Annotated in this window: 20 protein-coding genes, 1 pseudogene and 1 riboswitch; of the genes and pseudogenes, 17 read left to right on the forward strand and 4 right to left on the reverse strand. The window is 63.1% G+C overall.

Annotation, left to right across the window (positions count from 1 at the left end):
• Window positions 1-320 precede the first annotated feature (320 nt).
• The 4 genes from JQS30_RS04305 (at window position 321) to cysN (ending at window position 5619) form a co-directional block, all read left to right on the forward strand.
• A complete protein-coding gene (locus tag JQS30_RS04305; protein ID WP_246498043.1) occupies window positions 321-2108 on the forward strand; it encodes a sugar transferase in 1788 nt (595 codons plus the stop codon).
• Between the two features lie 231 nt (window positions 2109-2339).
• Complete coding sequence (locus JQS30_RS04310) at window positions 2340-3164, forward strand: 3'(2'),5'-bisphosphate nucleotidase CysQ (protein WP_213172157.1); 825 nt, start codon at window positions 2340-2342, stop codon at window positions 3162-3164.
• A gap of 251 nt (window positions 3165-3415) precedes the next feature.
• Window positions 3416-4318, forward strand: a complete 903-nt coding sequence (cysD, locus tag JQS30_RS04315; protein ID WP_246498044.1) for a sulfate adenylyltransferase subunit CysD — start codon at window positions 3416-3418, stop codon at window positions 4316-4318.
• Window positions 4318-5619 (forward strand): sulfate adenylyltransferase subunit CysN, encoded by a 1302-nt coding sequence (cysN, locus tag JQS30_RS04320; RefSeq protein ID WP_246498045.1) that lies wholly within the window; start codon window positions 4318-4320, stop codon window positions 5617-5619. The genes cysD and cysN overlap by 1 nt, the downstream gene beginning before the upstream one ends.
• Before the next feature lie 278 nt (window positions 5620-5897).
• On the opposite strand, the gene JQS30_RS04325 is transcribed toward cysN, so the two are convergent.
• The 4 genes from JQS30_RS04325 to JQS30_RS04340 form a co-directional block, all read right to left on the reverse strand.
• Window positions 5898-6656, reverse strand: coding sequence for a hypothetical protein (locus JQS30_RS04325; protein ID WP_213172159.1), 759 nt, complete (start codon window positions 6654-6656; stop codon window positions 5898-5900).
• A gap of 119 nt (window positions 6657-6775) precedes the next feature.
• Window positions 6776-7621 (reverse strand): NAD(P)H-binding protein, encoded by an 846-nt coding sequence (locus JQS30_RS04330; RefSeq protein ID WP_213172160.1) that lies wholly within the window; start codon window positions 7619-7621, stop codon window positions 6776-6778.
• Between the two features lie 178 nt (window positions 7622-7799).
• Window positions 7800-8411 (reverse strand): DUF305 domain-containing protein, encoded by a 612-nt coding sequence (locus JQS30_RS04335; protein ID WP_213172161.1) that lies wholly within the window; start codon window positions 8409-8411, stop codon window positions 7800-7802.
• A 274-nt stretch (window positions 8412-8685) separates the two neighbouring features.
• The gene (locus JQS30_RS04340; protein WP_213172162.1) at window positions 8686-9507 is read right to left on the reverse strand and encodes a thioredoxin-like domain-containing protein; all 822 of its coding nucleotides are present in this window, start codon (window positions 9505-9507) and stop codon (window positions 8686-8688) included.
• Window positions 9508-9613: 106 nt separating this feature from the next.
• Here JQS30_RS04340 and argS point away from each other — a divergent pair.
• The 13 genes and pseudogenes from argS to JQS30_RS04405 form a co-directional block, all read left to right on the forward strand.
• Window positions 9614-11260 (forward strand): annotated as a pseudogene (argS, locus tag JQS30_RS04345) (arginine--tRNA ligase); the annotation flags it as partial.
• A gap of 5 nt (window positions 11261-11265) precedes the next feature.
• Window positions 11266-12693 carry a diaminopimelate decarboxylase gene (gene lysA / locus JQS30_RS04350; protein ID WP_213172163.1) on the forward strand — a complete coding sequence of 476 codons (1428 nt, stop codon included), beginning with the start codon at window positions 11266-11268 and terminating at the stop codon, window positions 12691-12693.
• Window positions 12694-12710: 17 nt separating this feature from the next.
• Window positions 12711-14018 carry a homoserine dehydrogenase gene (locus JQS30_RS04355; protein WP_213172164.1) on the forward strand — a complete coding sequence of 436 codons (1308 nt, stop codon included), beginning with the start codon at window positions 12711-12713 and terminating at the stop codon, window positions 14016-14018.
• A gap of 279 nt (window positions 14019-14297) precedes the next feature.
• Window positions 14298-15374 carry a threonine synthase gene (thrC, locus tag JQS30_RS04360; protein WP_246498047.1) on the forward strand — a complete coding sequence of 359 codons (1077 nt, stop codon included), beginning with the start codon at window positions 14298-14300 and terminating at the stop codon, window positions 15372-15374.
• A gap of 343 nt (window positions 15375-15717) precedes the next feature.
• A riboswitch (cobalamin riboswitch) is annotated at window positions 15718-15983 on the forward strand.
• Window positions 15984-16124: 141 nt separating this feature from the next.
• Window positions 16125-18365, forward strand: a complete 2241-nt coding sequence (metE, locus tag JQS30_RS04365; protein ID WP_213172165.1) for a 5-methyltetrahydropteroyltriglutamate--homocysteine S-methyltransferase — start codon at window positions 16125-16127, stop codon at window positions 18363-18365.
• Between the two features lie 154 nt (window positions 18366-18519).
• Window positions 18520-19404, forward strand: coding sequence for a homoserine kinase (gene thrB, locus JQS30_RS04370; RefSeq protein WP_213172166.1), 885 nt, complete (start codon window positions 18520-18522; stop codon window positions 19402-19404).
• Window positions 19405-20008: 604 nt separating this feature from the next.
• Window positions 20009-21883, forward strand: a complete 1875-nt coding sequence (gene rho / locus JQS30_RS04375) for a transcription termination factor Rho (RefSeq protein ID WP_246498048.1) — start codon at window positions 20009-20011, stop codon at window positions 21881-21883.
• A gap of 328 nt (window positions 21884-22211) precedes the next feature.
• Window positions 22212-22436, forward strand: a complete 225-nt coding sequence (gene rpmE, locus JQS30_RS04380; protein WP_213172167.1) for a 50S ribosomal protein L31 — start codon at window positions 22212-22214, stop codon at window positions 22434-22436.
• 201 nt (window positions 22437-22637) lie between these two features.
• Window positions 22638-23726, forward strand: coding sequence for a peptide chain release factor 1 (gene prfA / locus JQS30_RS04385; protein ID WP_213172168.1), 1089 nt, complete (start codon window positions 22638-22640; stop codon window positions 23724-23726).
• A 48-nt stretch (window positions 23727-23774) separates the two neighbouring features.
• Window positions 23775-24662 carry a peptide chain release factor N(5)-glutamine methyltransferase gene (prmC, locus tag JQS30_RS04390; protein ID WP_213172169.1) on the forward strand — a complete coding sequence of 296 codons (888 nt, stop codon included), beginning with the start codon at window positions 23775-23777 and terminating at the stop codon, window positions 24660-24662.
• 231 nt (window positions 24663-24893) lie between these two features.
• Window positions 24894-25553 carry an L-threonylcarbamoyladenylate synthase gene (locus JQS30_RS04395; protein WP_213172170.1) on the forward strand — a complete coding sequence of 220 codons (660 nt, stop codon included), beginning with the start codon at window positions 24894-24896 and terminating at the stop codon, window positions 25551-25553.
• Between the two features lie 40 nt (window positions 25554-25593).
• Entirely contained in the window at window positions 25594-26178 is a 585-nt protein-coding gene (locus JQS30_RS04400; RefSeq protein WP_213172171.1) for an arsenate reductase/protein-tyrosine-phosphatase family protein, read from the forward strand.
• Window positions 26178-26579: a Cg1360 family ATP-synthase-associated protein gene (locus tag JQS30_RS04405; RefSeq protein WP_213172172.1), complete on the forward strand. Its 402-nt coding sequence runs from the start codon at window positions 26178-26180 to the stop codon at window positions 26577-26579. The genes JQS30_RS04400 and JQS30_RS04405 overlap by 1 nt, the downstream gene beginning before the upstream one ends.
• Window positions 26580-26637 lie beyond the last annotated feature (58 nt).

Genomic DNA, 26637 nt, shown 5'->3' on the forward strand with positions numbered 1-26637 from the left:
CCCCGTTGAATGGAACGGCGCGACATGCGCGGCCGGCTCCGGCTGTGTCCAGCCTACTTTTCCAGGTTTCGGTTGGCCTAGACACTGCCAAGTGTGCCTGATGCGAGCCCGAGTCCACTCTCACTAATGGAGCCGAGCGCTCATTTGCGGTTGTGGCAACATGATCGGCCCCCTTCGATCCAAATTTCTTGTCACTACCCCGTCACTTTCCGTTCTCATCTCCGTTATGCCCCTTAAGAAGCAGCGGATTGAGCCCCTTCAATGAGCGACGTCGTGGTGCCCTGCTGTTTCTCCCGTGTCACGTATCGAGGGGGAGAACGGTGACTCACACGCATTTGCGGAGAAAATCGACTGCGGCGGCGTACACGCAGCCCGAAATCGACTTCTCCGACCATGCGAACACCACCCTGGCTTTCAACTCCGCACGCCGGGACGACACCTCTAGCCGGGCCAAGCAGCTCAACACCCCTCACCGGTCCACAGCGGATTCGCAGACAGAACCCCATGCGACCGTCCGCCCCAGCCCCACTACTTCACGCTCTCGGCGCGAAGCCGAGCGTGGCTGGAGTTCAAGCTCCGCGCGTGAGTCTGCCCAATCCTCCTCAACTACCTCGGGTCAGCAGCGCCTCCAGCGCCTGGCCGCACAGCGGGCAGGCCAGCCGCAGCAAAGCGCGCACTACCGCGCCCGCCACCAGTCGGGTTGGGCCCGGCCCGCGTGGCAACAAAAGTACCTTTCGGGTCTCATCGGCACCGACATTTTTGCGGCCGTGTTGGGAGCGGCAGTAGCCTTTGCCGCGCGCTTTGGCACAGTCACCAGCCACAGCCGGATCTACATCCTTACCCTTTTGTTGCTCCCGGTTTTGTGGCTGACTCTGTTGGTCTTGGCTAGGGCCTTTGAAAGTCGGTACCTCTATGTCGGCACCGATGAGTATCAGCGGGTCGTTCACGCCGCTATGGGGCTTGTCGCGCTGGTGGCTCTCGTTTCATATGCTTTCGAGCTGCCCATTTCCCGCGCCTTCGTGCTCATCGCCATTCCCGTCACGGCGGTTACCTCAATCGTGGCCAGGTTCGGTTGGAGGCAATGGCTGCACCGAGTCCGCCGTAGCGGCCGCTGTATGAAGCGCGTGATCATCGTGGGGCACGAGACCTCGGTCGCCGAGCTCACCGGCCAGCTTCAGCGGGAGCACTACCACGGCTTGCAGGTGGTTGGGGCATGCGTCCCGGCAGGCCAGGCCCGTGGCGCGATGCTCGAATTCGACGCACCGGTCCTGGGCGGCTTCGACGACATCGCCGAGGCAGTCTCCCAGGGCAAGGCCGACACGGTCATTGTGCTGTCCTGTCCGGAATTCGACGGAGTGGAACTACGCCGTCTCGCCTGGCGGCTGGAACGCGGCGAGGTAGAGCTCATCGTCGCCTCGGCTTTGGTAGACGTGGCTGGGGACCGCACGACGGTCCGCCCGGTCGACGGACTGCCCATGCTGCACCTCGAACACGCCACCCTCACTGGAGCGCGGCACTGGATCAAGGAGATAGTCGACCGCCTTGGTGCGGCAGTTCTGCTGGCGGTGTTCTCGCCACTGCTGCTCGCCTCGGTGATTGCCATCCGGGCCACCTCACCGGGACCGGCCCTGTTCAAGCAAGAACGCATAGGTCGTGGTGGAGCCCCCTTCACCATCTGGAAGTTCCGCACCATGTATACCGACGCCGAGCGTCGACTAGACGAACTTCGCCACCTGAACGAATCAGACGGCGTGCTATTCAAAATGCGCGACGACCCCCGTATCACCCGCGTCGGTGGTTTCCTGCGTCGTTTCTCCATCGATGAGCTACCACAGCTGATCAACGTGTTGCGGGGAGATATGTCGCTGGTGGGGCCGCGCCCGCCCTTGGCCACCGAAGTGGCCGCCTATGCCCCAGACACCCGCCGACGCCTAGCGGTCAAGCCGGGTATGACCGGCCTATGGCAGGTCTCGGGCCGCTCGGACCTGTCGTGGGAGGAGGCGGTCCGTCTCGACTTGCGCTACGTGGAACGGTGGTCGCTCTCTTTGGACTTGGTGATCATGCTGCGCACGATCACGGCCGTTGTCCGGACCCAAGGTGCTTACTAGGGCGCCACACGGTCTAAGGCGCGAATCGGGCGGTGACGTGTCTGGCTCGCAGAAGGTCGGCCAAGGCGCAAGAAAGGCCAGGTCGCATTAGGTGTGAGGTGGTGCCCAGCGAATCGCCATCAGTAGCGTCAAGAAACACTTGTCTTAAATAGTGGGATGAGCGTTTTGCTGCCTCAGTACGTACCCGTAACTTCATAGACTTTGTTGATGACGTCGACCCCGGGTGCCGCAATGACTTCGAAACGTGACCGAGACCCCGCATCGTGCCACGACGATGCCAGTCCCCAACCGCACGATAGCGACGTGGCCTTGGCCGCGGCCCTAGCCGACGGGGCGGGGCAGAAGCTCCTCTCCCTGCGAAATCGGATCGGATTCTCCGACTCGCGGCGGCTGCGCGATGAGGGCGACCAGCTAGCCCACCAGTACCTACTCGAGGAGCTTGTCGCATTTCGGCCCGGAGACGCCGTACTCAGCGAAGAAGGACGTGGCCAGACCAGCCGCTACGGCACCGAACGGCTCACTGCCGACCGAGTGTGGATCATCGACCCACTCGATGGCACTCGTGAATACTCCGAGGAAGGACGCGACGACTGGGCCGTCCACGTGGCTCTATGGGAACGGGCTCGGGGCATCACCGCTGCCGCCGTAGCCCTTCCCGCCCAAGGGGCCACCCTTCGGTCTGACCAGGCCCCGGTGCCGATTGAACAGCGCAAACACTCTGTCATTCGGATTGCCGTCTCACGTACTAGACCCCCTGTCGAGGCAAAGTCCGCTGCGGCGACGCTCGGTGCTGAACTGGTTCCCATGGGATCGGCGGGTGCCAAGTTGGCAGCCGTCGTCACCGGGAAGGTCGACGCATACGTGCACGCGGGTGGTCAATTCGAGTGGGATTCCGCCGCTCCAGTGGGCGTCGCGTTGGCTGGTGGATGGCACGCCTCGCGACTGGACGGTTCGAAACTGGTCTATAACCAGCCCGACCCATATCTCCCCGATCTGGTCGCCTGTCGGCCTGACCTGGCCACAAGCCTGCTGGAGGCGATACGCGAGAGCCTCTGACCAGGCCGGGCTCACCCACAAGAGCGACTGCGCATCGTCGTAGCGACAGTGCCCACCAACAGGCCCCACACCGGGCCGCCCGAAACCGGCCCCGCCAGGGCCCCATAGCTATTCGACGTCCACGGCCGACCACAGGGCCCGTTCGCGCAGCCTCGCGACCGGAACCGACGATGATCAGCCGACGGCCGTCTGACGTTGAACCCAACGACTGCCTCCCCGCCACGCTGGGGAGTAGCGAAAGGAGAGAGCCGGTGAGCGACTACCGCGTCAGCCACTTGGACACCCTCGAAGCTGAAGGCATCTTCATTTTCCGAGAAGTGGCCGCCACCTGTCAGCGCCCCGTGCTGTTGTTCTCCGGCGGCAAAGACTCCATCGTGATGCTGCATTTGGCGCAGAAGGCATTCGCGCCCGCCCGCATCCCTTTTCCGGTCATGCACGTCGACACGGGGCACAATTTTCCCGAAGCCATCGAGTATCGGGACCAGCGGGTCGCTGATCTGGGCGTCCAGTTGATTGTCGCCAGTGTGCAGGAGGCTATCGACTCAGGTTTCGTGACTGAGCCGCCCGGCGGTTCTCGCAACCGTATCCAGACTCCGGTGTTGCTCGACGCGGTCGAAAAGCACCGTTTCGATGCTCTCTTTGGTGGGGCTCGCCGTGACGAGGAGAAAGCTCGGGCCAAGGAACGCATTTTTTCCTTCCGCGACGAGTTCGGGCAGTGGGACCCGAAGAATCAGCGCCCGGAGTTGTGGAGCTTGTACAACGGGCGGGTTCACCCCGATGAGCAGATCCGGGTATTCCCGCTGTCCAACTGGACTGAGTTGGACATTTGGAACTATATCGCCGAGCAGGATATTCCGTTGCCGTCCATCTACTTCGCTCACGACCGCGAAGTCGTGGAGCGCGACGGGATGTTGTACGCGGTCAATGAGTTCCTCGCCAAGCGCGACGGTGAGACCTCCCAGGTTCGCCGGGTTCGTTACCGCACGGTTGGGGATGCCTCCTGCACTGCGGCTGTGGCCTCCGAGGCTGACACTGTGGAAAAAGTCATTGCCGAGGTAGCCGCTACCCGTATCACCGAGCGGGGCGCGACTCGTGGAGACGACCGTGCCTCCGAGGCCGCCATGGAAGACCGTAAACGAGAAGGGTACTTCTAATGACCAGCACCGATGTAGCAGCCGCGGCCTCCGCCCCGACGGTGTCGCACGAATCAGACCTCTTGCGTTTCGCCACGGCCGGAAGTGTTGACGATGGCAAGTCCACCCTGATTGGGCGGTTGCTCTATGACACCAAGACGTTGTTTGAGGACCAGTTGTCGGCGGTCGAAGCGGTCTCGGCGGCGCGCGGCGACGAATACACCGACCTGGCTCTCTTGACTGACGGTTTGCGATCCGAACGTGAACAGGGCATCACCATTGATGTCGCCTACCGGTATTTTTCTACCCCGAAGCGCAAGTTCATCATCGCCGACACCCCTGGCCATATCCAGTACACCCGCAACATGGTCACGGGTGCCTCCACGGCCGATCTGTCGTTGATCCTGGTCGATGCCCGGAAGGGGCTGGTTGAGCAGTCGCGTCGCCATGCGTTCCTGTGCTCTTTGCTGCGTGTGCCGCACATGGTCTTGTGCGTCAACAAGATGGATCTGGTCGACTATTCGCAGGAAGTCTTCGACCGCATCGCCGAGGAGTTCACCGCGTTTGCCACGAAGCTGGACGTGCCTGACCTGACGATTGTGCCGATCTCGGCGCTCAAGGGCGACAATGTTGTCAATCGTTCCGAGAACATGCCGTGGTACTCCGGTTGCAGCCTGCTGCATCATTTGGAGAATGTGCATATCGCCTCGGACCGTAACTTGGTTGACGTGCGTTTCCCGGTGCAGCATGTGATCCGGCCGCAAACCTCCGATACGTTGGACTATCGCGGCTACGCCGGTCAGGTCGCCAGTGGCGTCATTAAGCCAGGTGACGATGTGGTGGTACTGCCTAGTGGCTTCACCACGACGGTTGCCTCGGTTGAGACGGCGGACGGCCCGCTGGAGGAGGCGTTTCCTCCGCAGTCGGTGACGATCCGGCTGGCGGACGACTTGGATGTGTCCCGGGGTGACATGTTGGCTCGTCCCAATAATCAACCCAGGTCGACTCAAGATGTTGAGGCGTTGGTGTGCTGGATGGACGAGACTGATTCGTTGCGGGTACGCGGCAAGTACGCCATTAAGCACACCACCAATGAGGTTCGCGCGGTCGTCAAGGAGTTGAAGTACCGACTTGACATCAACACTTTGCACCGTGACGAGGACGCCGAGGCGTTGGAGCTCAACGAGATTGGTCGAGTGAAGCTGCGGACCACGAAGCCGCTGCTGTGTGATGAGTACCGGCGCAACCGGGAAACGGGCGGTTTCATCATTGTCGATGAGGCTACGAACCGCACTGTCGGAGCCGGGATTATCACCGGGTAGAGAACTATTGCCTAGGCCTCTGTGATTGCCGGGTTCGTCCCTCGGGGATGGGCCCGGCGTTCAGTATGCCTGGTTGAAAAAGAGGCATCTTTGTCGCTCAGCTCCTTGCGGGGATGCCACCTTATGCGGCCTTGCGCGCATTCTTGATCCGCCTCAAGTGAGGCCCCAGGTGTGTTCGCGTGCCCAGGTGGGTTAGTTGGCGTCCCCGGCTTTGTGTGCCCGACCAGCGCGGTCGTGGTTTATCACGAGCTACCTGCGGGCGGCGCACGTGGAGTCGGCTAAGGGTTAATCCACATGCCCAGGGCGATGATGCCCGTGGCCGAACCGGCCAGGACCGTCAGCGTCACCGCTGCCGCGCCGATAATGCGAATCGGGTTGGCCGTCCAGTCCGGCCCGAGTTGTTTTCGGCTGGCTGGCCCGTCGGGGCGTTCCAGGCTGCCGCGTTGCCCGGCCTTTTTCCCGGGAACCTGGCCGGTCTTGGGCCGTTCGATCGTCGTGACCGAACCTGAGGGTTCGCCCCTTGAATCGGATGCCAGATCGTCGGGCCGTGCCTGGCTGGGAACACTCCACGCACCGTCGTGGCCGACTGTGGGGGAGGTGCGCGGGCGTTCCTGGGTCAAGGTGGAGGCGGTGGGAGGTTCGTCGAAACGAGGGCGCGCGAACTCTCCGGTGTCTTCGGCGGAGAGGCGCACCAGGGCCGGGTCGGTGAGAGTCTCAAATTCGACCGTCGGCAGGTTTGCCTCGGGCACAGACGGGTGAGGAGATGGGTTTTGCTGGAAAGGAGCACCGTGGGGCGGTGAACCCACGTGTGGCATCTGCGGCTGGCTGGGCTGGCTGGGCTGGCGTGGGGGGCCCATATGTGGCTGACTCGGTTGCCGGGGCGGACTGACCCGCGGATGGCCTCCGGTGCGCGGCATGTTGTCAGACCCCGGCGGAAGACTGCGGTTGCCGGGGCGGGTGGACGGCGGCTGGCTGGGGTGCCGGGGCGCGTCGCGGGAGCCGTCGTAGGGATGGCCCCACGGGTCATAGTTGCTCACAGTGTCTGATTGTACCTGCCCGAATCCTTACAGCGGCGCCTCATCGTGTCCCACCATCTCCTATGGGCACTCGAAGCCGCAGGGCATCGGGCAGGTACAACCATTTTCGTGGGGATAGATCAGTTGAAGGAGTTGCTGGCGGCGGCTTGCCTCACGTAGAGGCTAAAGTCGCGCGGCTGGCGGCCCAGGGCCTGTTGGACACCGTCGCTGGTTTCTGAGTGCGACCCTTCGCGTAGGTCTGCCAGCAGGTAGCAGAATAGTTCCACGACGTCTTCGCTGAGTCCGGCGGCCAGCTGTTCGGCCCGGAACTCCTCTTCGCTGATGGGCGTGAAGCGAATATCGCGACCGGTGGCCTGTGCGATCTCGCCTATGGCCTCGGTGAAGGTGAGTTTGCGAGGCCCAGTCAGTTCATAGGAGCGGCCCGCGTGTCGAGAGTCGGTCAGCGCCGCGGCGGCTACGGCGGCGATGTCGTCGACGTCGATGAATGCGACCTCGGCCTCACCTACGGGCAGGCGCACGTGGCCGGTGCGCACGAGTTGCCCAAAGAAGTCCTCGTGGAAGTTTTGCGAGAACCATGTGGGTTGCAGCATTGTCCACTCGGGGAAGGCGTCCTTGACCAGTTGCTCGGCTTCCAGCAGGGGCCCGGCCGCCCCCATGGCCGAGAGGAGGACCAGTCGCTGGGCTCCACTGGAACGCGCTTGTTCGAAGAACGGCTTCATGTGGACAAGGGCGTCGTCAAAAGGTGGTTGCACTAGGTAGATTGCCCGCACCCCCGCTAGCGCCGGGGCCCAAGTGCTCTGATCGGTCCAGCTGAAGCGACATTGTGCGTTACGGGAAGCGGGGCGAACCTCGTGACCGGCTTCCCGCAGCTGCGCGGCGATGCGTTTGCCCGTCTTGCCGGTTCCACCGATGAGCAGAATTGGCGACGAGTCGGGAACAGATGTGGGTGTTTCGTTTTGTGTCATCTGGCGACGCTATCTGCGGCGACTGACATTTTCGGAGCGTGACTTCTGGGGATGTTGTTCGAATCGACAGTCCTAGCTCACAGGTCGACATGCGCCGCGAAACCGCTCGATCCCGCCGACCGGGGGCGAAGGCAAACCTTGGGCCCGGTTTGCTTGCGGTCGGGAGTCTTCGCCGGGGTTAATCGTCCGCAGACGTGGCCTCCAGTATCCGTTCCAAGTGCATCTCCATGGCCCGGATTTCGGTCTTCTGGTTGGCCGCCATGCGCCGTGCCGAGGAGGTCACGTCGTCGTGGCTGCTGGAGGCCAAGGCCGCCTCAGCCATGTCGACGCCGCCGATGTGGTGGCGGATCATCAGTTCGGCGAACATGATGTCGGCGTCGCGGCCTTCCAGGGCGTAGAACTCCTCCAGCTGTTGTGGTGTCGCCAGGCCGGGCATCAGGCCGTCGCTACTGTCGTGCGCGTGTTCGCCCTGGGCCCAGGCCATCGGTGGCTGACTGGAGGTCATTGACACGTTCCAGTCGCGCAGCCATTCGCTCATCATGCCAATCTCGGCCTGTTGGCCGGTGGCGATGTCGTAGGCGATGGCGCGCAGCGCCTCATCCTCGCCCGAGTGCCATTGATGCATCGACATGGCCACCGCCTGCGCGTGGTGTGTCGACATGTCGCGCGCGAAGCCGGCCTCGGCCGAGTCCTCGCCGGGGCTGGAGGCATTCAAAATCACCATCAGGCTGGCACCGGCCACGAAGGAGGCCAGCGCCGTGCACACGAGGTAGATAACAGGTCGGGTCATGTTTCGCATTCTAGGAGCGGCCCGGTTCTCAGCTGGAGGTAGTGGGCTAAGGCGTGGTCTGGGCGTACATGGGTTAGGCGGCAGGGGTCGAGGCATGAGCCTGGCCAGGTGTGCCTTGGCTGGGCTCTGGCGCTGCGTGGGGCAGCGCGTCTGTGAGAGCGTGGCGGTGGCATACCTGGCCAGGTGCTCTAGCTTTGGTAGAGCGAGCGGTCAACTGCGTGGGTGCCCGCTTTGGGGCAAGCCGTTAGACCGCCGGTGAGCTCAGCTCAAGCGGCTAGTCCTCGCTCGATTCTTCGTCGGAGTCATCCTCGCCGCCCTCGCTCATCATTTCCTCGAGCTCTGCTAGTTCTTCGGGCGTCAGGTTGGCCATCGGGTCGTCGGCCTTGGTTCCGGTGAAGCCGCCGGAGCAGGTGCCGTGTGGTTCCGGGGTGATGTCGTTATTGCGCAGGTAGTGCTGCATGAAGCGATCGATGTTGTTATCGGTGGCGCTGTCGGTGGTCAGCTGGACGCCCCAGGCCTGGAGCGAGATGGGGGCAGACTGCGCCGGGTAGGGGCTCATCATCGTGTAGTCGCGGCCCTGTACTTTGCCCGCCAGTGTCTCGATGTCGTCCTCGGAGACCTGGTCAGGGTCGTAGGTGACCCACACGGCTCCGTGTTCGAGGCTGTGTACGGCGTGCTCATCGATGAGTTCGTCGCCGTAGACGATTCCGGTGCAGGTTTGCCATTGGCTGTGGTGAGGCCCGCCTACTGGTGGTGTGACCTGGTAGTCGACCGGCTCAAAGTTGGGGTCGCCGGAGTCAACGTGGGTGCCGTCGATGACCCAGGGGTGTTCTAGGTCGTCCTCGTCGACATCACCGTTCTCGACGGCCTCGATGAGATCCCAGTAGCCTTCGTGGGAGCCGAAGAATTCCTCCGCGCCCGTTGGTGCCTTCGTGCGGTCGAAGACCACCCACGCGGCGGCGGCGACCATGCCGACGGCGACGACGCCCACACCGGTAAACGTGAGTATCAAGCCCCAGGGTTTGGGCTTCTCGACCTTCACCGAGCGGCCGTTCTTCTTACCTTTTTTCGAGCCAGGGTGGCGTTTCGCGGACATGAAGGGAACCTCTATAGGGTGGCTGTTGCATATGATCGGGGGGAGACCAGCCACACCGGGTGTGCCTAGCCCATGCCAACCAGCGTACCCGGTCTAAGATTAACGGGTGACTCCTGAGACCCTCGCAGAAAAAGTGACCGAAGCCATGCGGGCCGTGTTCGAGGCTGAGAACTTGGACACCGCGCTAATTCCGACGCAAACGACCGTCGAGCGACCCCGCAATGCCGAACACGGCGACTATGCCTCGAACCTGTCGCTGCAGTTGGCCAAGCGGGCTGGAACCAATCCGCGCGAGTTGGCCACGAAGGTGGCGCAGGTCTTGGTTAACTTCGAGGGCATTGCCAAGGTAGACGTGGCCGGGCCCGGATTCCTCAACATCACCTTGGACACCGCCGCGGCTGGCGCCGTGGCCGCGAAGGTGCTGGCCGAGGGCGTGAACTTCGGCCATAACGCCTCACAGTCGGGCGAGAAGATCAACCTGGAGTTCGTCTCTGCCAACCCCACGGGGCCACTGCATATCGGTAGTGTCCGGTGGGCGGCTGTCGGCGACGCGCTGGCACGGGTCCTGCGGGCCTGCGGGGCCGAGACGACCAGCGAATACTATTTCAACGACGCCGGGGCGCAAATTGACAAGTTTGCCCGGTCTCTGCTCGCCAGCGCCAAGGGCGAGGCTCCGCCCGAGGACGGCTACGGCGGTGCCTATATCGGCGACATCGCCAACCAGGTGGTGGCCAAGCGGCCAGATGCGCTGACGGCCGAGGACGCGCAGGAAGTCTTCCGCACGGTCGGCATCGACTTGATGTTCGCCGATATTAAGCACAGCCTGCATGAGTTCGGCGTCGACTTCGACGTGTTCTTCAACGAGAAGGACCTGCACACCACCGGCGGGGTACAAAAGGCGCTGGATCGGTTGCGGGAGGCCGGGCATGTGTATGAGCATGAGGGCGCGGTGTGGCTGCGCACGAGCGACTTCGGTGACGACAAGGACCGGGTGCTGCGTAAGAGCGATGGGGACTGGACGTATTTCGCCGCCGACTGCGCGTACTACCTGAACAAGCGCGACCGTGGTTTCGAGCGGGTCGTTATTATGCTCGGCGCGGACCACCATGGATACATTGGCCGAATGAAGGCGATGGTGTCGTGCTTTGGCGATGATCCGAACCGCCATCTGGAAATCCTCATCGGCCAGTTGGTCAACGTGATGCGGGAAGGTAGACCCGTCCGGATGAGTAAGCGGGCGGGAACCGTTGTGGTCCTTGAAGACGTCGTGGATGCCATCGGTGTCGACGCCACCCGGTACGCGCTAGCGCGTTTCTCGATGGACACCGCGATTGACCTGGACCTTGATCTGTGGTCGCGTAATTCCAACGACAACCCGGTGCACTATGTCCAGTACGCGCACGCCCGCATTTGTTCGGTCATTGGCAACGCTGGCGACTTTGGGGCCACCGTCGATGGCGAGTTCGACCCGGCCTTGCTGGCTCACGACCGGGAGACGGACCTCCTCAAGCAGCTAGCGCAGTTCCCCGCCGTGGTCGCCTCCGCTGGCGAGTTGCGCGAACCGCACCGAGTCGCTCGCTATGCGGAAGACTTGGCGGCGGCATATCACCGCTTCTACGGGGAGTGCCGCGTTTTGCCGCAAGGTGACGAGGAGTTCTCCGCGACTGGTCGAGCTCGGCTACATCTGATGGCGGCCACTCGCACCGTCTTGGCCAACGCATTGGGCCTGTTGGGCGTGAGCGCCCCCGAAAGGAAGTTATGCGCATTCACGAAGCCGGAGCGATGCATGGTGACTTCGCGGCGTTGCGCCCCGGATGGTTGCCGGTGCCAGAGGATGTCAATCAACTGCACACCATTTTGTGGCCCTCGAACGTGGGTCGCAACAGCGATGGCGAGCTGACGGTCTTTGGTGGTGAATCCGAATCGGGTCGTGACGCTGGAGTCACGGTCTCAGACCTGGCTCAGGAGTACGACACCCCCGCCTACATCCTGGACGAAGACGACTTTCGTGAACGGTGCCGCACCTGGCGGGCCGCCTTCGCCGACGCCGATGTCTATTACGCCTCCAAGGCGTTTTGCAGTAAGGCCGTATTGCGTATCGCCGCCGAAGAGGGATTGCGGGTTGACGTTTGTTCGGGCGGCGAACTGGCCGTGGCCTTGGCCGCTGGGGTCGAGCCGGACTTTATCGCTTTGCACGGCAACAATAAGTCCGTCGCGGAACTGCGGCAGGCCCTCACCGTCGGGGTTGGGCGAGTTGTTGTTGACTCGCTGGTCGAAATCGACCGTCTGGCCGAGCTGGCCGCAGACTTGGGCGTGCGGGCCCGCGTTATGGTGCGGGTCAATGTCGGAGTCGAAGCCCACACTCATGAGTACATTGCCACCGCGCACGAGGATCAGAAGTTCGGTTTCTCCCTCAGCGGCGGCGACGCCTATCAGGCCGCGCAAAAGGTCATGTCGAAGACTTCCCTGACGTTGTTGGGTCTGCATTCCCACATCGGTTCGCAGATCTTTGAGACCGCAGCTTTTGAGGTCTCGGCTGCCAGGCTGGTGAAACTTCAGACCCAGTTGCAGACTGATTTCGATGTGACACTGCCGGAATTGGATCTCGGCGGCGGCTTCGGAATGGCCTACACTAGCCAGGACGCACCAATGAACCCTGCGGAGATCTCCGCCTCGTTTGCCACGATCATGCGGCGCGAGTGCGCTGAGGCAGGGATCGAGGCCCCGCGTCTTTCGATCGAACCGGGCCGGAGCCTGATCGGCCCGTCCATGTTCACGCTCTACCGCGTCGGCACCGTGAAACCCGTGACGCTGTCGGGGGGAGCCAGCCGCTTGTATGTCTCAGTAGATGGCGGGTTGAGCGACAACATTCGTCCAGCTCTCTACGATGCGCCATACTCGGCAACTGTCGCCAATCGCTCTTCTGCGGCAAGGCCCGTCCTTGCCCGCGTAGTGGGAAAGCATTGCGAAGCCGGTGACATCCTTGTTAAAGATGAATTTCTACCTGCCGACGTCGCCCCAGGTGACCTGCTGGCGGTACCGGGCACTGGCGCCTATTGCCGCAGTATGGCCTCCAATTACAACCATGTGGCGAGACCACCGGTGATCAGTGTTAGCAATGGCGCTTCCCGCCCCATCGTGGCGCGCGAAACCGTTGACGATCTATTGAGACTGGACGTCGGCTAAACGAAGAGAGGTATCCCATGAAGCTCGCCCTCCTGGGTTGTGGAACCGTCGGAAGCGAAGTCGTTCGCCTCATGCACGACAAAGCCGATGATCTGGCCGCCAGGATTGGGGAGCGAATGGAGATCGCCGGCGTCGCCGTCAGACGACCCGGCCGTGACCGCTCGCACCTTCCCATTGACCCGAACCTGTTTACGACCGATGCTTTGGGGCTGGTCAAACGCCCTGATGTCGATATTGTGGTGGAAGTGGCCGGAGGTATCGAACCGGCCCGCACCTGGATTACGACCGCGCTGTCTGAGGGCAAGGCCGTCGTCACGGCTAACAAGGCGTTGTTGGCCGCCGATGGGGCGAGTCTCAACGCCGCCGCTGTGGCTGGCGATGCCGATCTCTATTACGAGGCGGCCGTGGCCGGGGCGATCCCGCTCCTGCGGCCCCTGCGCGATTCGCTCCACGGCGACAGCATCGATCGTGTGCTTGGCATTGTCAATGGCACCACGAACTTCATTTGCACTCAGATGACGCAAACCGGGGCCTCGTTCGGGGAGGCGCTGGCTGAGGCGGGCGAGTTGGGATACGCCGAGGCCGACCCGTCGGCCGACATCGACGGCTATGACGCCGCCGCGAAGGCCGCCATCATCGCCTCGTTGGCCTTCCACACCAAAGTGGAACTCTCCGAGGTGTATCGGGAGGGCATTACCGACGTGACCGCCGCTGATGTGGCCGCGGCCGCTGAACAGGGTTGCGTTGTCAAGCCTTTGTGCATCGCCACTCGGGAACCCGATGGGGTCAGTGTGCGGGTGCATCCGGCGATGATCGACAAGGCCCACCCATTGGCCAGCGTCAACGGTGCCTATAACGCGGTGTTTGTCGAAGCTGAGGCCGCTGGGAGCCTTATGTTTTACGGAGCCGGAGCCGGTGGCACCGCTACGGCTTCCGCTGTCTTGGGCGATATCGTCGCGGTTGCCCGCCATCGGCGCGGTGGCGTGACGGCCTTCCGCCCGGAGGCGGCCTGGGGCGATCTGCCCGTCAAATCCATCGGTGAGGCCTCCACGCGTTACCACGTGTGCATGGATGTCACCGACGAACCGGGTGTGCTGTCACAAGTGGCCGCCATGTTCGCTCATCACGATGTCAGCCTGGCGACGGTACGACAGGCGGGGCGCGCCGCCTCTTCGGCTCCGGCCGACAAGCAGGCGGCGGGAGCTCAGCTGGTGGTGGTCACGCATGCGGCCACCGACGCGCAGCTCTCGGCCACCGTTGAGGACTTGTCGCACTCTGACCTCGTTCGCGAGGTCACCAGCGTCATGCGAGTCGAGGGTAAGTAGGCCCGAAGGCTCTAGTCGCGTCTCGCCAGTGGCTCCTTGGGGTATTCGGCTGTGTTCTGTGGGCAGATTCGCCTGAGCCGACCAGCCTGACCGACGCAGCCCGCGTAGACTTCGCCCTATATCGAGGCCACTGTGTCTTGCCTGGTCACAGCTGCTGGGGCGTTCTGCGCATCATGGTTACCGACCCTGACTGGCGATGGCTGTGCCTGGCCGTGGACGGTCACGGGCGATTGCCTGTGTGCGACTGCGAATAACTCAAACTAAAGGAAGTGCATCCACATGAATGTGGGCCAGATGCGCCAAGCCGGTGGCTGGCGCGGACTAATCGAAGAATTCGCCGACCGGCTTCCCGTCACCGACGCCACGCCGCGCATCACGCTGCGGGAGGGGGCGACGCCGCTGGTTCCGGCCTATTCGTTGTCGGAGGCCACCGGTTGTGAAGTCTTCTTGAAGATCGAGGGCGCCAACCCGACCGGTTCGTTTAAGGACCGAGGCATGACGTTGGCTGTCTCCAAGGCGGTCGAAGAAGGTGCCAAGGCCGTCATTTGCGCCTCTACGGGCAACACTTCGGCCTCGGCGGCCGCCTACGCGGCCCGGGCGGGAATCACCTGTGCGGTATTGGTTCCGGCTGGGAAGATCGCTCTGGGCAAGCTGGCCCAGGCGCTGGTGCATGGGGCCACGCTTTTGCAGGTGGATGGGAACTTCGATGATTGCCTCAACGTCGCCGACAAGTTGTCGCAGGATTACCCGGTTGTGCTGGTCAATCACATTAACCCCTACCGCATTCAGGGGCAAAAGACCGCTGCCTGGGAAATCGTTCACACACTTGGCGACGCACCCGATATCCACTGTCTGCCGGTGGGCAACGCGGGCAATATCACCGCCTATTGGGCCGGATACAACGAAGACTTCAAGGAAGGCAACGCGACTCGCCTGCCACGCATGTTGGGCGTGCAGGCTTCGGGGGCTTCTCCGATCGTCAGCGGGCACGTGGTGGATGACCCGCAGACGATCGCCACCGCGATCCGCATTGGAAACCCAGCTTCGTGGACGAACGCTCTCGACGCCCGGGATGCCTCCGGCGGTGACATCATCGCGGCCACCGACCGCGATATTCACCGTGCCTACCTCCGATTGGCTCGCGAGGAGGGCGTCTTCGTCGAGTTGGCCTCCGCCGCCTCGGTGGCTGGATTGCTCAATAAGGCCGCGGCCGGATGGATCACTCCCGGCCAGCGGATCGTGTGTACGGTCACTGGCCATGGGCTGAAGGATCCCGATTGGGCGGTCACCACGGCCGCGCAGCCAAAGAAGATTCCCGCCGATGTCGCGACGGCGGCAACGGCGCTGGGCTTGTAGTCGCGTCCAGTTCGAGGGGAATTTTTGGGCGTGCCGCGCGGCTGCGCACATTGGTAAGCGAGATCGAGGCGGTGAGGGTCTTTCCTGAATCAGGTGGGGCCCACACCGCCTTATTGTTGACAACACGTCTAGTTTCCCATTATGTGGCGAGGCAATGGCGCCGTACCGGCTCGATCATTTCCCTGCTGAGAGTGTCGTCTGTCAGCCAGGAAATACAGGATGAGACACGCCAACCCCACCGCCATCCCAATATGCGGAAGATGCGTACCATCTATAGAGAGGTTGGTCTGCCTGGCGCGATGATGTCAGGCAGCGAACAGTCGAGAATGGACGCCACACCATAGGCGCCCGATTCGACCGGAAGAGGGAACCCGGTGCGGCCGCCGAATAAGGCCAAGTCCGGGACTGCCCCGCAGCGGTAATTGGGAACGAACGCCGTAACTGGCCCAACGAGGGTGAGTCAACGCACTGGGTACCACACAAAGCCACCAGCTTCGTGTGGCCCGGGAAGCCACGGCAAGTAGACAACCCGCGTCCAGTACACGCAGCCCGGCCCAGGGTCGGACTGCTGAGACGACGCGGGCGAGCCCATGAGTCCGAATACCTGCCGCCCTCCCATGCCCGCAGCCGTGAGGCATGGAGGCTTGTTCACACGCAAAGCGAGCCCGGGACCGAACACAATCGGCCCCAGCGCGCGGCAACAAGCCTCGTAGACGAAAGCAAGACTGGTTGTTCGAGGGAGCCACCACTATGACCACACGCCATCCGCTATCCGCCACCGTGTTGGGTTACCCCCGCATTGGCGCCAAGCGTGAACTCAAGCGCGCCGTCGAGGCCTACTGGGCCGGAAACATCGACGACGCCGGACTCGCCGCCGCCTCAGCTGAGGTCCGCGCCCAAATGCTCACCGACCTCAGCGCACAAGACCTGACCTCCGTGCCGGTCAACGTGTTCTCGCACTACGACCACGTCCTCGACACCACTGCTGCCGTCGGTGCCATTCCCGAGCGCTACCGCAACGTCGGTGGCACTCTCGCGCAGTACTTCGCCGCCGCGCACGGCAACGCCGAACTGGCGCCCCTGGAACTGACCAAGTGGTTCGACACCAACTACCACTACCTCGTTCCCGAGCTAGGTCCTGACACCGTCTTCAGCGCCCAGCCACAGAAGGCCCTTCAGGAGTACCACGAAGCGGTGGAGCGGGGCCTCCAAGCGCGCCCGGTCCTGCTAGGGCCGATTTCCTTCCTCCTCCTGGCCAAACCCGAACCGGGCTCACCTAGCGACTTTCATCCATTGAGCCGCCTCGAGGACCTCATCGCCTGCTACCGCGACCTTCTCGCGGCCTTCACCGAAGCCGGAGCCACCTGGGTCCAACTCGACGAACCCGCCCTGTGCGCCGACCGCACCGAGGCCGAACTGGCCGCTGTCGCCACCGCATACACCGCGCTGGCCCACACCGAGGCGAACATCTTCGTCACCGGCGGCTACGGCTCCTTCGACAAGGCCCTGCCGCTGCTACTCAACTCAGGAATCGACGCGCTGGCCATCGACGCGGTCGCCGGTGCGTCCGACATCGACTGGCTGGAGGCAAACGAGGTTCCCCCACAGGTGACCCTCGTGGCCGGAGTGGTTGATGGGCGCAACATCTGGCGGACCGACACCGTGCGGGCCGCCGCCATTGTCGACCGGATCAAAGCCGTCGCCACTACCGTCGGAGTCAGCTCCTCGTGTTCCCTGCTGCACGTTCCGGTCGACCTTGAGGCGGAAACTGGGCTGGCCCCCGAGCTCGCACAGCGCCTGGCGTTCGCCCGCCAGAAAATACGCGAAGTGTCGCAACTGGCCCAGCCAGATGGCGAACGCTGGAGCCGAGGAGAATCCAACCTCGCCTGGCGCAACGACCACATTCGCCAACGCCTGGCCAGCTTGGATGCCTCGGCAACCCAACGAGACGACTTCGAGACCCGCGTCAAGGCGCAGGAAGCCCATACCCCACTTCCGCCATTGGCCACCACGTCGATCGGCTCCTTCCCGCAGACGACTGACATCCGCCGGGCCCGAGCACAACACCGCAACGGGCTCATGATCGACGTGGACTACAAGTCCCGACTCAAAAAAGAGATCGCCTCCGTCATCGAACTCCAAGAACGCCTCGACTTTGACGTGCTCGTGCACGGCGAAGCCGAACGCAACGACATGGTGCAGTACTTTGCCGAGCACCTGGCCGGGTTCACCACCACCGAGGCCGGTTGGGTCCAGTCCTACGGCTCCCGCTGCGTGCGGCCACCGATCCTCTTTGGCGACGTATCGCGCCCCAGCCCGATCACCGTCGATTGGTCGGCCTACGCCCAGTCTCTGACCACCAAACCTGTCAAGGGAATGCTCACCGGGCCAGTGACGATCCTGGCCTGGTCCTTCGTCCGAGATGACCAGCCATTGTCCGACACCGCCGCGCAGGTGGCGCTCGCCTTGCGCGACGAGGTCGCCGACTTGGAAGCCGCCGGACTAAAGGTGATCCAGGTCGACGAGCCAGCGCTGCGGGAAATGCTGCCGCTGCGCCAAGCAGAACAAGACGACTATCGCCGCTGGGCCACCGACGCTTTCCGCCTCGCCACCGCCGTGGTCAAGCCGGAGACAGCGATTCACACTCACCTGTGCTATTCGGAGTTCGGTGAGGTCATTGACGCGATCAACGCCCTTGACGCCGACGTCACCTCGATTGAGGCATCCCGCTCGAAGATGGAGGTCCTCCAGGACCTGCACGCCTCGCAGTTCGCCCGGGGCGTGGGTCCAGGCGTCTACGACATCCATTCCCCACGGGTGCCCACGGTCGAGGAAATCGCCTCAGCGCTGAGCAAAGCCATCGCCGTCATTGACCCCAAACGCCTGTGGGTGAACCCGGATTGCGGCCTGAAGACCCGCCGATACAAGGAGGTCGAGCCAGCGCTGGCCTCGCTGGTGGAGGCGGCAAAGCAGGTGCGCGCGCAGCTGTAGTTCCCGCTTGTCGAGGAGGACCGCCGCTGTCGGCTCGTGTAGTCGACATCGGCGGTCCTTCCGTGGTGTTTGCTCGCCGCTTCCGCCTGTCCGTCTGGCGGGAGCGGCGTTGTGTTGGCATGGCCGTAGCCTCCTTGGGCCGTAGGATGGCCCCGTGAGTGAATTGCTGCCTGGCCCCCACACGGCCATCGTCCCGGCCACATCGGCCAACATTGGCCCTGGCTATGACTCGTTCGGTCTAGCTCTGGGGCTCTACGATGAGGTCTCTATCGAGCTGACGGGGGTTGACATCCTCATTGAGGTTGCCGGAGAGGGCGCCGACACCGTGGGAGCCGGTAGGCGGCACCTAGTGGTCTCCGCGTTCTTGCGCACACTTCTACAGCTGGGCCACGATGAGGTGCGAGGCCTGAAACTGAAGGCACGCAATCGGATTCCGCACGCCCGTGGCCTGGGTTCCTCTTCAGCGGCGATCGTCGCCGGGGTCTACTTGGCGCACGCCGCGGCCAATGTGGAGGTTGATCGCGAACGCGCACTGCGGATCGCAGGGGAGATCGAGGGCCATCCGGACAATGTGGCCCCATGTATCTACGGTGACTTCACGATTGCCTATTCCACAGTGGGCGGAGCGCATGCGGTCTCGATGAAGCCACACACGACAGTGACTCCGTGGGTCTTCATTCCCGCCCAAGTTGGGTTCACCGCCCAGGCGCGCGATGTGTTGCCACCCAAGGTTCCCCATGCTGACGCGGCGTTCAATGTGGCTCGGGCCGCCTTGCTCGTTGAGGCTATTACTCGCCACCCGAGGCTGTTGTGGGAGGCGACCTCAGACCGGCTGCACCAGTCTTACCGGGCCTCAGTGATGCCGCACAGTTGGGAACTGGTCTGCCGCCTGCGGGAGGCTGGGTTTGCCGCCGCCATCTCCGGGGCGGGCCCCACGGTGTTGGTGCTGACGCACTCCGAGGTCGAGCCCGATCCCGCTCTCGCCCCAGAGTTTGCGGCCCACCAACTCCCGGTTGGCGATGGGGCTTGGTTGAGGTGACCCTCGGCGGTAAACCGGGTTGGAACGATGGGTTCGACGCGCCGAGACGGGGAAATTTTCCAGGTGGATTTCGGGCTCGAATCGCTCTCGGCGACACTCGGAAATAAGGGTCCTGAACTGGTAAAATATAGGTCACATTCGAGTGGGAATCCGAGTTGGCACTCCTGTGCTACGATTATTTTCAGGTAACCACCCGGTGTCGTTGCCGCGCGAAGCTTTGACTATGCTTATAGTCACAACAGCTGCGGCGCATCCAGCGCACGCCTGATCTCTGTTCGGGTCATTGCCCTCAACGTTAGAATGTGACTTGCGCATCTGTTGCTTCACGCCTGCTACAGGTACGGCACCGTGTCAGTACGTGTCTGATGTCCATCTCGGGTTGCCAAGTCCTCTCTCTGTCCTGACGGTGCGTCCTCAGGCAGAACACTTGAGGCTTGTTCACCCTTTTTGTTGCACCACTTCCAATAGTGCGCGACAAGCATTGCAATCGGTCGGGGTGGACCCGTAGTACCAGAAATCGGCACTGCGTGCGAGAACCGGCACTGCGGCTATTTTTGAAACGCGGAGCAAGCTCAGCTTTATGCCCCGCTAGGGAAGGAATCCATTGAGCGACACCACCGGCACGACGTCGGATCGCAAAGGCAGCGCTACCTCCGGCACCGGCGCCAAGCGTCGCCGCGCTGGAACCGGCCTTGCCTCTATGCTGATGCCGGAGCTGCAACAACTGGCGCAAACCCTCGGCATCACGGGCGTTGGCCGGATGCGCAAGAGCGAGCTGATCACCGCGATCCAAGCCAACCAAGCCAATCAGGGCGGTCTTGGCGACAACGGTGGCAGCGCAGAACAGGAGGCTCCGCCAGTGACAGAGCCAGATAAGACTTCATCCACCGTCGAAACCGCGGCTGCGGGTACCGAGAGTACCGAGTCTGCCGTCGAGGCATCCGCTAGAGGCCGTCGCGCCACGCGCCCCGCCGGCCCGCCTCAGCCACGCAAGCACTCCCAAGCCGAAGAGGCTACGGACGTTGCGGCGGAATCGAACGACGACAAGAACGCCGACAACGATCGGCCCAACCGCCAGCGGCGCCGTGTGCGCAGCCAGAACAACGACGCAGATCGCGCCACCGCGCAAACGTCCGACCGCTCCTCCAGCGACCGTGACGACAATGCCGATGACAGGGGATCTCGTTCTGAGCGTCGCGACTTCGACGACAACGGTGGCAACCGCCGTCGCAACCGTCGTCACCGCGACCGTTCCGATCGCGACCGCCGTCGTGGTGGCCGTGACCGCGCCGAGCAACGCTCCGAGCGCAACGAGAACACCAATTCTGAGGACGAACAACTCCTGCCCGTCGCCGGAATTCTCGACATCCTCGACTCTTATGCCTTCATCCGCACCACCGGCTACTTGGCCGGACCCGACGACGTCTATGTGTCGATGTCGCAGGTGCGCAAGAACAAGCTGCGTCGAGGTGACGCGATCACCGGTGCCGTCAAGCCCACCCGAGGCGACGACGACCGGGGTAACAAGCGCCGCGAGAAGTACAACCCGCTCATTCGGCTCGACACCGTCAACGGAATGAGTTCCGAAGAGGCCAGGAACCGCGATGAGTTCTACAAGCTCACGCCTCTGTACCCGCAGGAGCGACTGCGCCTGGAGACCGAGGCGCACTTGCTGACCACGCGAGTCATCGACCTGGTGACTCCGATTGGGAAGGGACAGCGCGCCCTTATCGTCTCACCGCCCAAGGCCGGTAAGACGATGGTCATGCAGGCCATCGCGAACGCGATCACGACGAACAACCCGGAGTGTCACCTCATGGTGGTACTCATCGACGAGCGGCCCGAAGAGGTCACCGACATGCAGCGCTCGGTCAAGGGTGAGGTCATCTCCTCGACCTTCGACCGTCCGCCGTCGGACCACACCACGGTCGCCGAGCTGTCCATCGAGCGCGCCAAGCGACTCGTGGAACTGGGACACGACGTGGTGGTGTTGCTCGATGGCATCACGCGGCTGGGCCGGGCCTACAACAACGCCAGCCCTGCCTCGGGTCGTATCCTCTCCGGCGGTATCGACTCGACAGCGCTGTACCCACCGAAGCGTTTCCTGGGCGCGGCTCGCAACATCGAAAACGGCGGTTCGTTGACGATCTTGGCCACCGCGTTGGTCGAGACCGGCTCCATGGGCGACACAGTGATCTTCGAAGAGTTCAAGGGCACCGGTAACGCCGAGCTCAAACTTGACCGCAAGATCGCCGACAAGCGCGTCTACCCAGCGGTCGATGTGCACCAGTCGTCCACGCGCAAGGATGACCTCATGATGGGGGCCGACGAGCAGGCCATCATGCTCAAACTGCGGCGCGTCCTCGGTTCGCTGGAACAGCAACAGGCCATTGACCTGCTGTTGGACCGTTTGAAGAAGACGAAGACCAACGCCGAATTCTTGATGCAGATCGTCAAAACCACTCCCGGCGGCGATTAGCACGAGGACGGGGTGGGTCGGGCCTAGGCCCGACCCACCCCGTGTTTTACTCCCCAAATGGGCGGTGAAGTCGCTCGCGCGCGGCCGTGTCTGAGCGCCAGGTGGCGACACCGCCGATGAGGAGAGACACATCACGGACTAGAATTGCTCCTTGATGCGTTATGCCCGCAGGACCCTTTGGTCCAGCCTCACGGCGCAGACATCCAAGGACTCTTTGGACGGGACCCGCACCGCTTTTCGTAGGTAGCGGCGTCCCACGACAAGACCGACCCGGTACCGGTTCACGCCACGCAAATGGCGACCCGGCGACCAGAACAGAAGGAAAACCATGAAGCCGGAAATTCACCCGGAGTACGTAGACACCACAGTGACCTGTTCCTGTGGAAACGAATTCGTGACTCGCTCGACCGTGACCAGCGGTAAGATCGCTGCCGCCACGTGCTCGCAATGCCACCCGTTCTACACCGGGAAGCAGCGCATTCTGGACACTGGTGGCCGGGTTGCCCGGTTCCAGGCCAAGTACGCCAAGGCCCAGGCGAAGAACCAGAAATAGCTTTGTCGCGCAGCGCCCGGTCGGCCGACCGGGCGCTGCGCTTTTGTTTACCGACGCCAAGCGCCTACCCGGCCTTGAAGTCCGCCGTCTTACCCACGACCGTGCACCCATTGGCGCTCTAGTCGTTCGAGCCAATCCATGCGGTCGCGCTTTATTCTTTGCCCCACCGCCTCAGCCAGTGTTCCCGGAAGGACCACGCCTATGAGCAACGCCGCCGATAACAGACTCGCCTCCATGCTGGCCGAATACGAAGACCTTGAGCGTCAGATGGGCGATCCTTCCCTCCACGCTGACCCCGTCGCCGCCAAGCGCGTCGGGAGGCGCTACGCGGAGCTGGGCGTGGTCGCGAAGACCTCCGCCGACCTCAGCGCGGCCCGCGAAGACCTCGAAGCGGCCCAGGAACTCGCCAAGGAAGACAGCGACTTCGCCTCCGAGGTTGACCGGCTCAACGAGCAAATCGTGGCTTTGGAAGCCAAACTCGCCGACCTGATGTTGCCGCGTGACCCCGACGACTCCCGCGACGTCATCATGGAGATCAAGGCCGGTGCCGGGGGAGAGGAATCCGCGCTCTTCGCCGGCGACCTCCTACGCATGTACCTGCGTTATGCCGAACGCCACGGCTGGACCACCGAATCGGTCGACCACCAAGAGTCCGACCTCGGCGGTGTCAAGAACGCTTCCATAGCCATCAAATACAAGGGCACCCCCGAAGGGGGCAACGGCATCTGGTCGCGCATGAAATTCGAAGGCGGAGTCCACCGAGTCCAGCGCGTGCCCGCCACCGAATCGCAGGGCCGAGTCCACACCTCCGCCGCTGGGGTCGTCGTCATGCCCGAGGCCGAAGAAGTCGACCTCGAAATTAACCAAAACGACCTGCGCATTGACGTTTACCGCTCGTCGGGGCCCGGAGGCCAGTCCGTCAACACCACCGACTCGGCCGTGCGCATCACCCACGAGCCCAGTGGCGTCGTGGTCACCTCGCAGAACGAAAAATCCCAGTTGCAGAACAAGGAACAAGCCATGCGGGTGCTGCGCGCCCGGCTTTTGCAACTGCAACAGGAAGAAGCCGATGCCGCCGCAGGTGAAGCCCGCCGCAGCCAGGTCCGCACCGCGGACCGCTCTGAGCGAGTGCGTACCTATAACTTCCCGCAAAACCGGCTCACCGACCACCGCATCGGCTACACCGCCTACAACCTCGACCAGGTCATGGACGGAGATCTCGACGAGCTGCTGGACGCTCTGGCCTCGGCCGACCGCGCCACCCGTATGGCTGGTCAAGAGGACTCCTAAACGCGCAATCGGCCCGACCGAGAACTCAATTGACATAGGCTGACCTCCATGTCTGAATCAAGGACCGCGCTGTCGTGGAGCGAGGCCATCCGCGAAGCTAGAGCGCGGCTGGCCCAAGCAGGCGTCGCCTCCCCCCGCACCGACGCGGACCTGCTGGCCATGCACGTTTCCGGTCTCTCGCGCACCCGCCTCCTCATCGCAAACGGCGTCCCCGCTCAGACTCTGCGCGCCTATCGCGACCTAGTCCAACGCCGTATCGACCGCCAACCATTGCAACATCTCACCGGCACCGCAGCCTTCTGGAAAGGCGAACTCGCCGTGGGTCCTGGGGTATTCGTGCCCCGTCCGGAAACCGAGCTGCTCGTAGAGTGGGCGCTTGGGGTCATCGCCGACATCGACAGTCCGCTCATCATCGATGCCTGCGCCGGTTCCGGCGCGATCGCTTGGGCGTTGGCGGGCGAAAGGCCGGACGCGACGATTTGGGCCGTTGAAGCCGACCCCGACGCGTTCGAATGGCTGGAGCACAACCTGAAGGGCACGACCGCGACCGGTCTATGCGCGGACGCCACCGAGTTCACGACACTGAGTGACCTCGACGGACAGGTCGATCTCGTGGTGTCGAACCCGCCGTATGTACCGGAGACGGTCGAGGTGTCCCCAGAAGTGCTCGCCGACCCGACCATGGCGGTCTTCGCCGCCCACGAGGGCATGGCGGTCATCAACGACCTGACGTTTCGCGCCCATCAATGGCTGCGTCCGGGCGGTTGGTTTGGCTGTGAACACGATGATAGTCACGTCAGGGCCGTACCGGCCCTATGGCGGGCGGTGGGGTTTGTCGAGGTGACCGATCATGAGGACTTGGCCGGACGGAGCCGATTCACCACCGGGGGCCTGTCACCGCACACCAGTACCGACGAGGAGACGCCGCACCTGTGAGACAGGCGAGAGCCATCGCAGCTTGGCTAGCGCTGGTATCGGTTGGGCCTTGCCACTGAGGCCACGAGGCGCGTGGCCTCTCCCGTCAGCTTTTGGGGCCGGTTTGGATTCAGTCTCCACACCCATCCATCAATCAGCGCGACGGCCAGTTGTAGGCCCACGTTCTCCTGTATGCCGGCGGGGACCCCAGCGGTCGCGAAGGCGCCTAGAGAAGTTGGTTATGGTTGTCGGGTGAGGCTCTTCGACTGCCGCAAGGCCAAAGAACGTGAATCCGGCATCAAGGCTGCCGCGCGCGCCATTCGTACCGGAAAACTAGTAGTGATTCCCACCGACACCGTCTACGGGATCGCCGTTGACGCCTTCTCCGTTCCCGGGGTGGCGTCTTTGCTCAAGGCGAAGGGGCGCGGTCGCGACATGGCCACGCCAGTGCTCATCGGTTCGCGACGAGCGTTGGACGGTATCGCCCCCAACATTCCACAGTCGGCCCGGGAACTCACCGAAGCTTTCTGGCCGGGACCCTTGACGGTTATCGTGCCGTTCGTGTCCACTCTGAGCTGGGATTTGGGCGACACCGACGGCACAGTCGCCGTCCGCATGCCGCTACATCCGCTCGCCTTGGAACTACTGCGGGAAACTGGTCCCTTGGCGGTGTCCTCGGCCAATCTCACTGGGGTGGCGCCGGCGCCGAACGCGGCGAACGCCAAGGAACAACTGGGCAATTCCGTATCCGTCTACCTGGAAGCGGGGGAGTCCGAGGACGATGTGCCCTCGACCATTGTCGACTGCGTCGAGGATCCGCCACAGGTGCTACGCGAGGGCGCTTTGACGACCGAACAGATTCGCGCCATCGTCCCCTCCACGCTCGGGCCGGTTGACCACGAGAAATCCTGATGCGACAACCGAGCCAACCCAGACCCTAAGGAGCCCGATCATGCCTCCGTTCATTGTCCTGCACGTGTGCACCGGCAATATTTGTCGTTCACCCATGTCCGAACGCTTTCTGGCCCACTATGTGGCCGCGGCCGGACTTGGGCCTGAGCACCTTCTCAACCACTCGGCCGGTACCTCCGCCTTCCACGAAGGCGAAGACATGCAGTCGAACTCCCGCGCGGAACTGACCGACCGGGGAGTCGACGCCGAAGGGTTCGCCTCGAGGCCTTTGTCCACGCACCTGACCTCCACCTCCGAGCTAATACTGACGGCTACGGACGACCACCGCCAGTTTGCCTGCGACCTCGACGCCGAAGCTGAGGCGAAGACCTTCTTGGTACGACAGCTGGGCCGCATCGCCGCAGATTTCGACACCGAGGCACTCCCGGCCCTGGACGGGAGCGCCCAGAGCATCCTCAAACGCGGCCAGGCTTTCGTCGCCGAGGCCCACACCCGACGCGGTGAGTATGAGCCTTTGCGTCTGGATGACCCCTGGTCGCTGGGACGTGCCACGTACACCCGCATCGCCGACCAACTTGAAGAAGCCATTCGTCCCATCGCCGAGGTTTTGGTGGGGTCGCGCTGATGCTGTTGTCGAAAGCGGGCTTTCTTCGGTTGTGCTGGGTCGTGAGCCTGGTTTGTCTAGTCGTGCTGGTCATCATTGGCGCTATCTGGCGCGGATTCGATGGTATGGCTGGGGCGGCGGCGGGCGTCGGTGTCACGGTAGCGACCTTCAGCATTTCGGTATGGGCCGTGGCCTGGGCGGAAACGCATGATCGCCGTCTCATTCTTCCTGTTGGGTTGCTCACATACGCGCTGAAGTTTGTGGCGCTGGCGCTGGTCTTTCTCATCGTGCAGCGAACGGGCTGGGATGGTATTCAACCGCTCGCTATGGGTGTGATTGTTTCGGCACTGGCGTGGCTCACCGCACAAGCTATTTGGACATATAGGGCTAAAATCCCCTATATCGACCTGGATGCCAAATAACAGAGATATCGCAAGGCGATAACGAGACAATCTCAGCGGTACGCCGGTGGCCTCGATT

This window comes from Natronoglycomyces albus, assembly GCF_016925535.1.
GTDB classification, from domain to species: domain Bacteria; phylum Actinomycetota; class Actinomycetes; order Mycobacteriales; family Micromonosporaceae; genus Natronoglycomyces; species Natronoglycomyces albus.

Bases quoted from the DNA above. Each gene is read 5' to 3' on its own strand.
- JQS30_RS04310 (WP_213172157.1), top strand. From the start codon at position 2,340: ATGACTTCGAAACGTGACCGAGACCCCGCATCGTGCCACGACGATGCC.
- cysN (WP_246498045.1), top strand. From the start codon at position 4,318: ATGACCAGCACCGATGTAGCAGCCGCGGCCTCCGCCCCGACGGTGTCG.
- JQS30_RS04330 (WP_213172160.1), bottom strand. From the start codon at position 7,621: ATGACACAAAACGAAACACCCACATCTGTTCCCGACTCGTCGCCAATT.
- JQS30_RS04335 (WP_213172161.1), bottom strand. From the start codon at position 8,411: ATGACCCGACCTGTTATCTACCTCGTGTGCACGGCGCTGGCCTCCTTC.
- JQS30_RS04340 (WP_213172162.1), bottom strand. From the start codon at position 9,507: ATGTCCGCGAAACGCCACCCTGGCTCGAAAAAAGGTAAGAAGAACGGC.
- lysA (WP_213172163.1), top strand. From the start codon at position 11,266: ATGCGCATTCACGAAGCCGGAGCGATGCATGGTGACTTCGCGGCGTTG.
- JQS30_RS04355 (WP_213172164.1), top strand. From the start codon at position 12,711: ATGAAGCTCGCCCTCCTGGGTTGTGGAACCGTCGGAAGCGAAGTCGTT.
- thrC (WP_246498047.1), top strand. From the start codon at position 14,298: ATGAATGTGGGCCAGATGCGCCAAGCCGGTGGCTGGCGCGGACTAATC.
- metE (WP_213172165.1), top strand. From the start codon at position 16,125: ATGACCACACGCCATCCGCTATCCGCCACCGTGTTGGGTTACCCCCGC.
- rpmE (WP_213172167.1), top strand. From the start codon at position 22,212: ATGAAGCCGGAAATTCACCCGGAGTACGTAGACACCACAGTGACCTGT.
- prfA (WP_213172168.1), top strand. From the start codon at position 22,638: ATGAGCAACGCCGCCGATAACAGACTCGCCTCCATGCTGGCCGAATAC.
- prmC (WP_213172169.1), top strand. From the start codon at position 23,775: ATGTCTGAATCAAGGACCGCGCTGTCGTGGAGCGAGGCCATCCGCGAA.
- JQS30_RS04400 (WP_213172171.1), top strand. From the start codon at position 25,594: ATGCCTCCGTTCATTGTCCTGCACGTGTGCACCGGCAATATTTGTCGT.
- JQS30_RS04405 (WP_213172172.1), top strand. From the start codon at position 26,178: ATGCTGTTGTCGAAAGCGGGCTTTCTTCGGTTGTGCTGGGTCGTGAGC.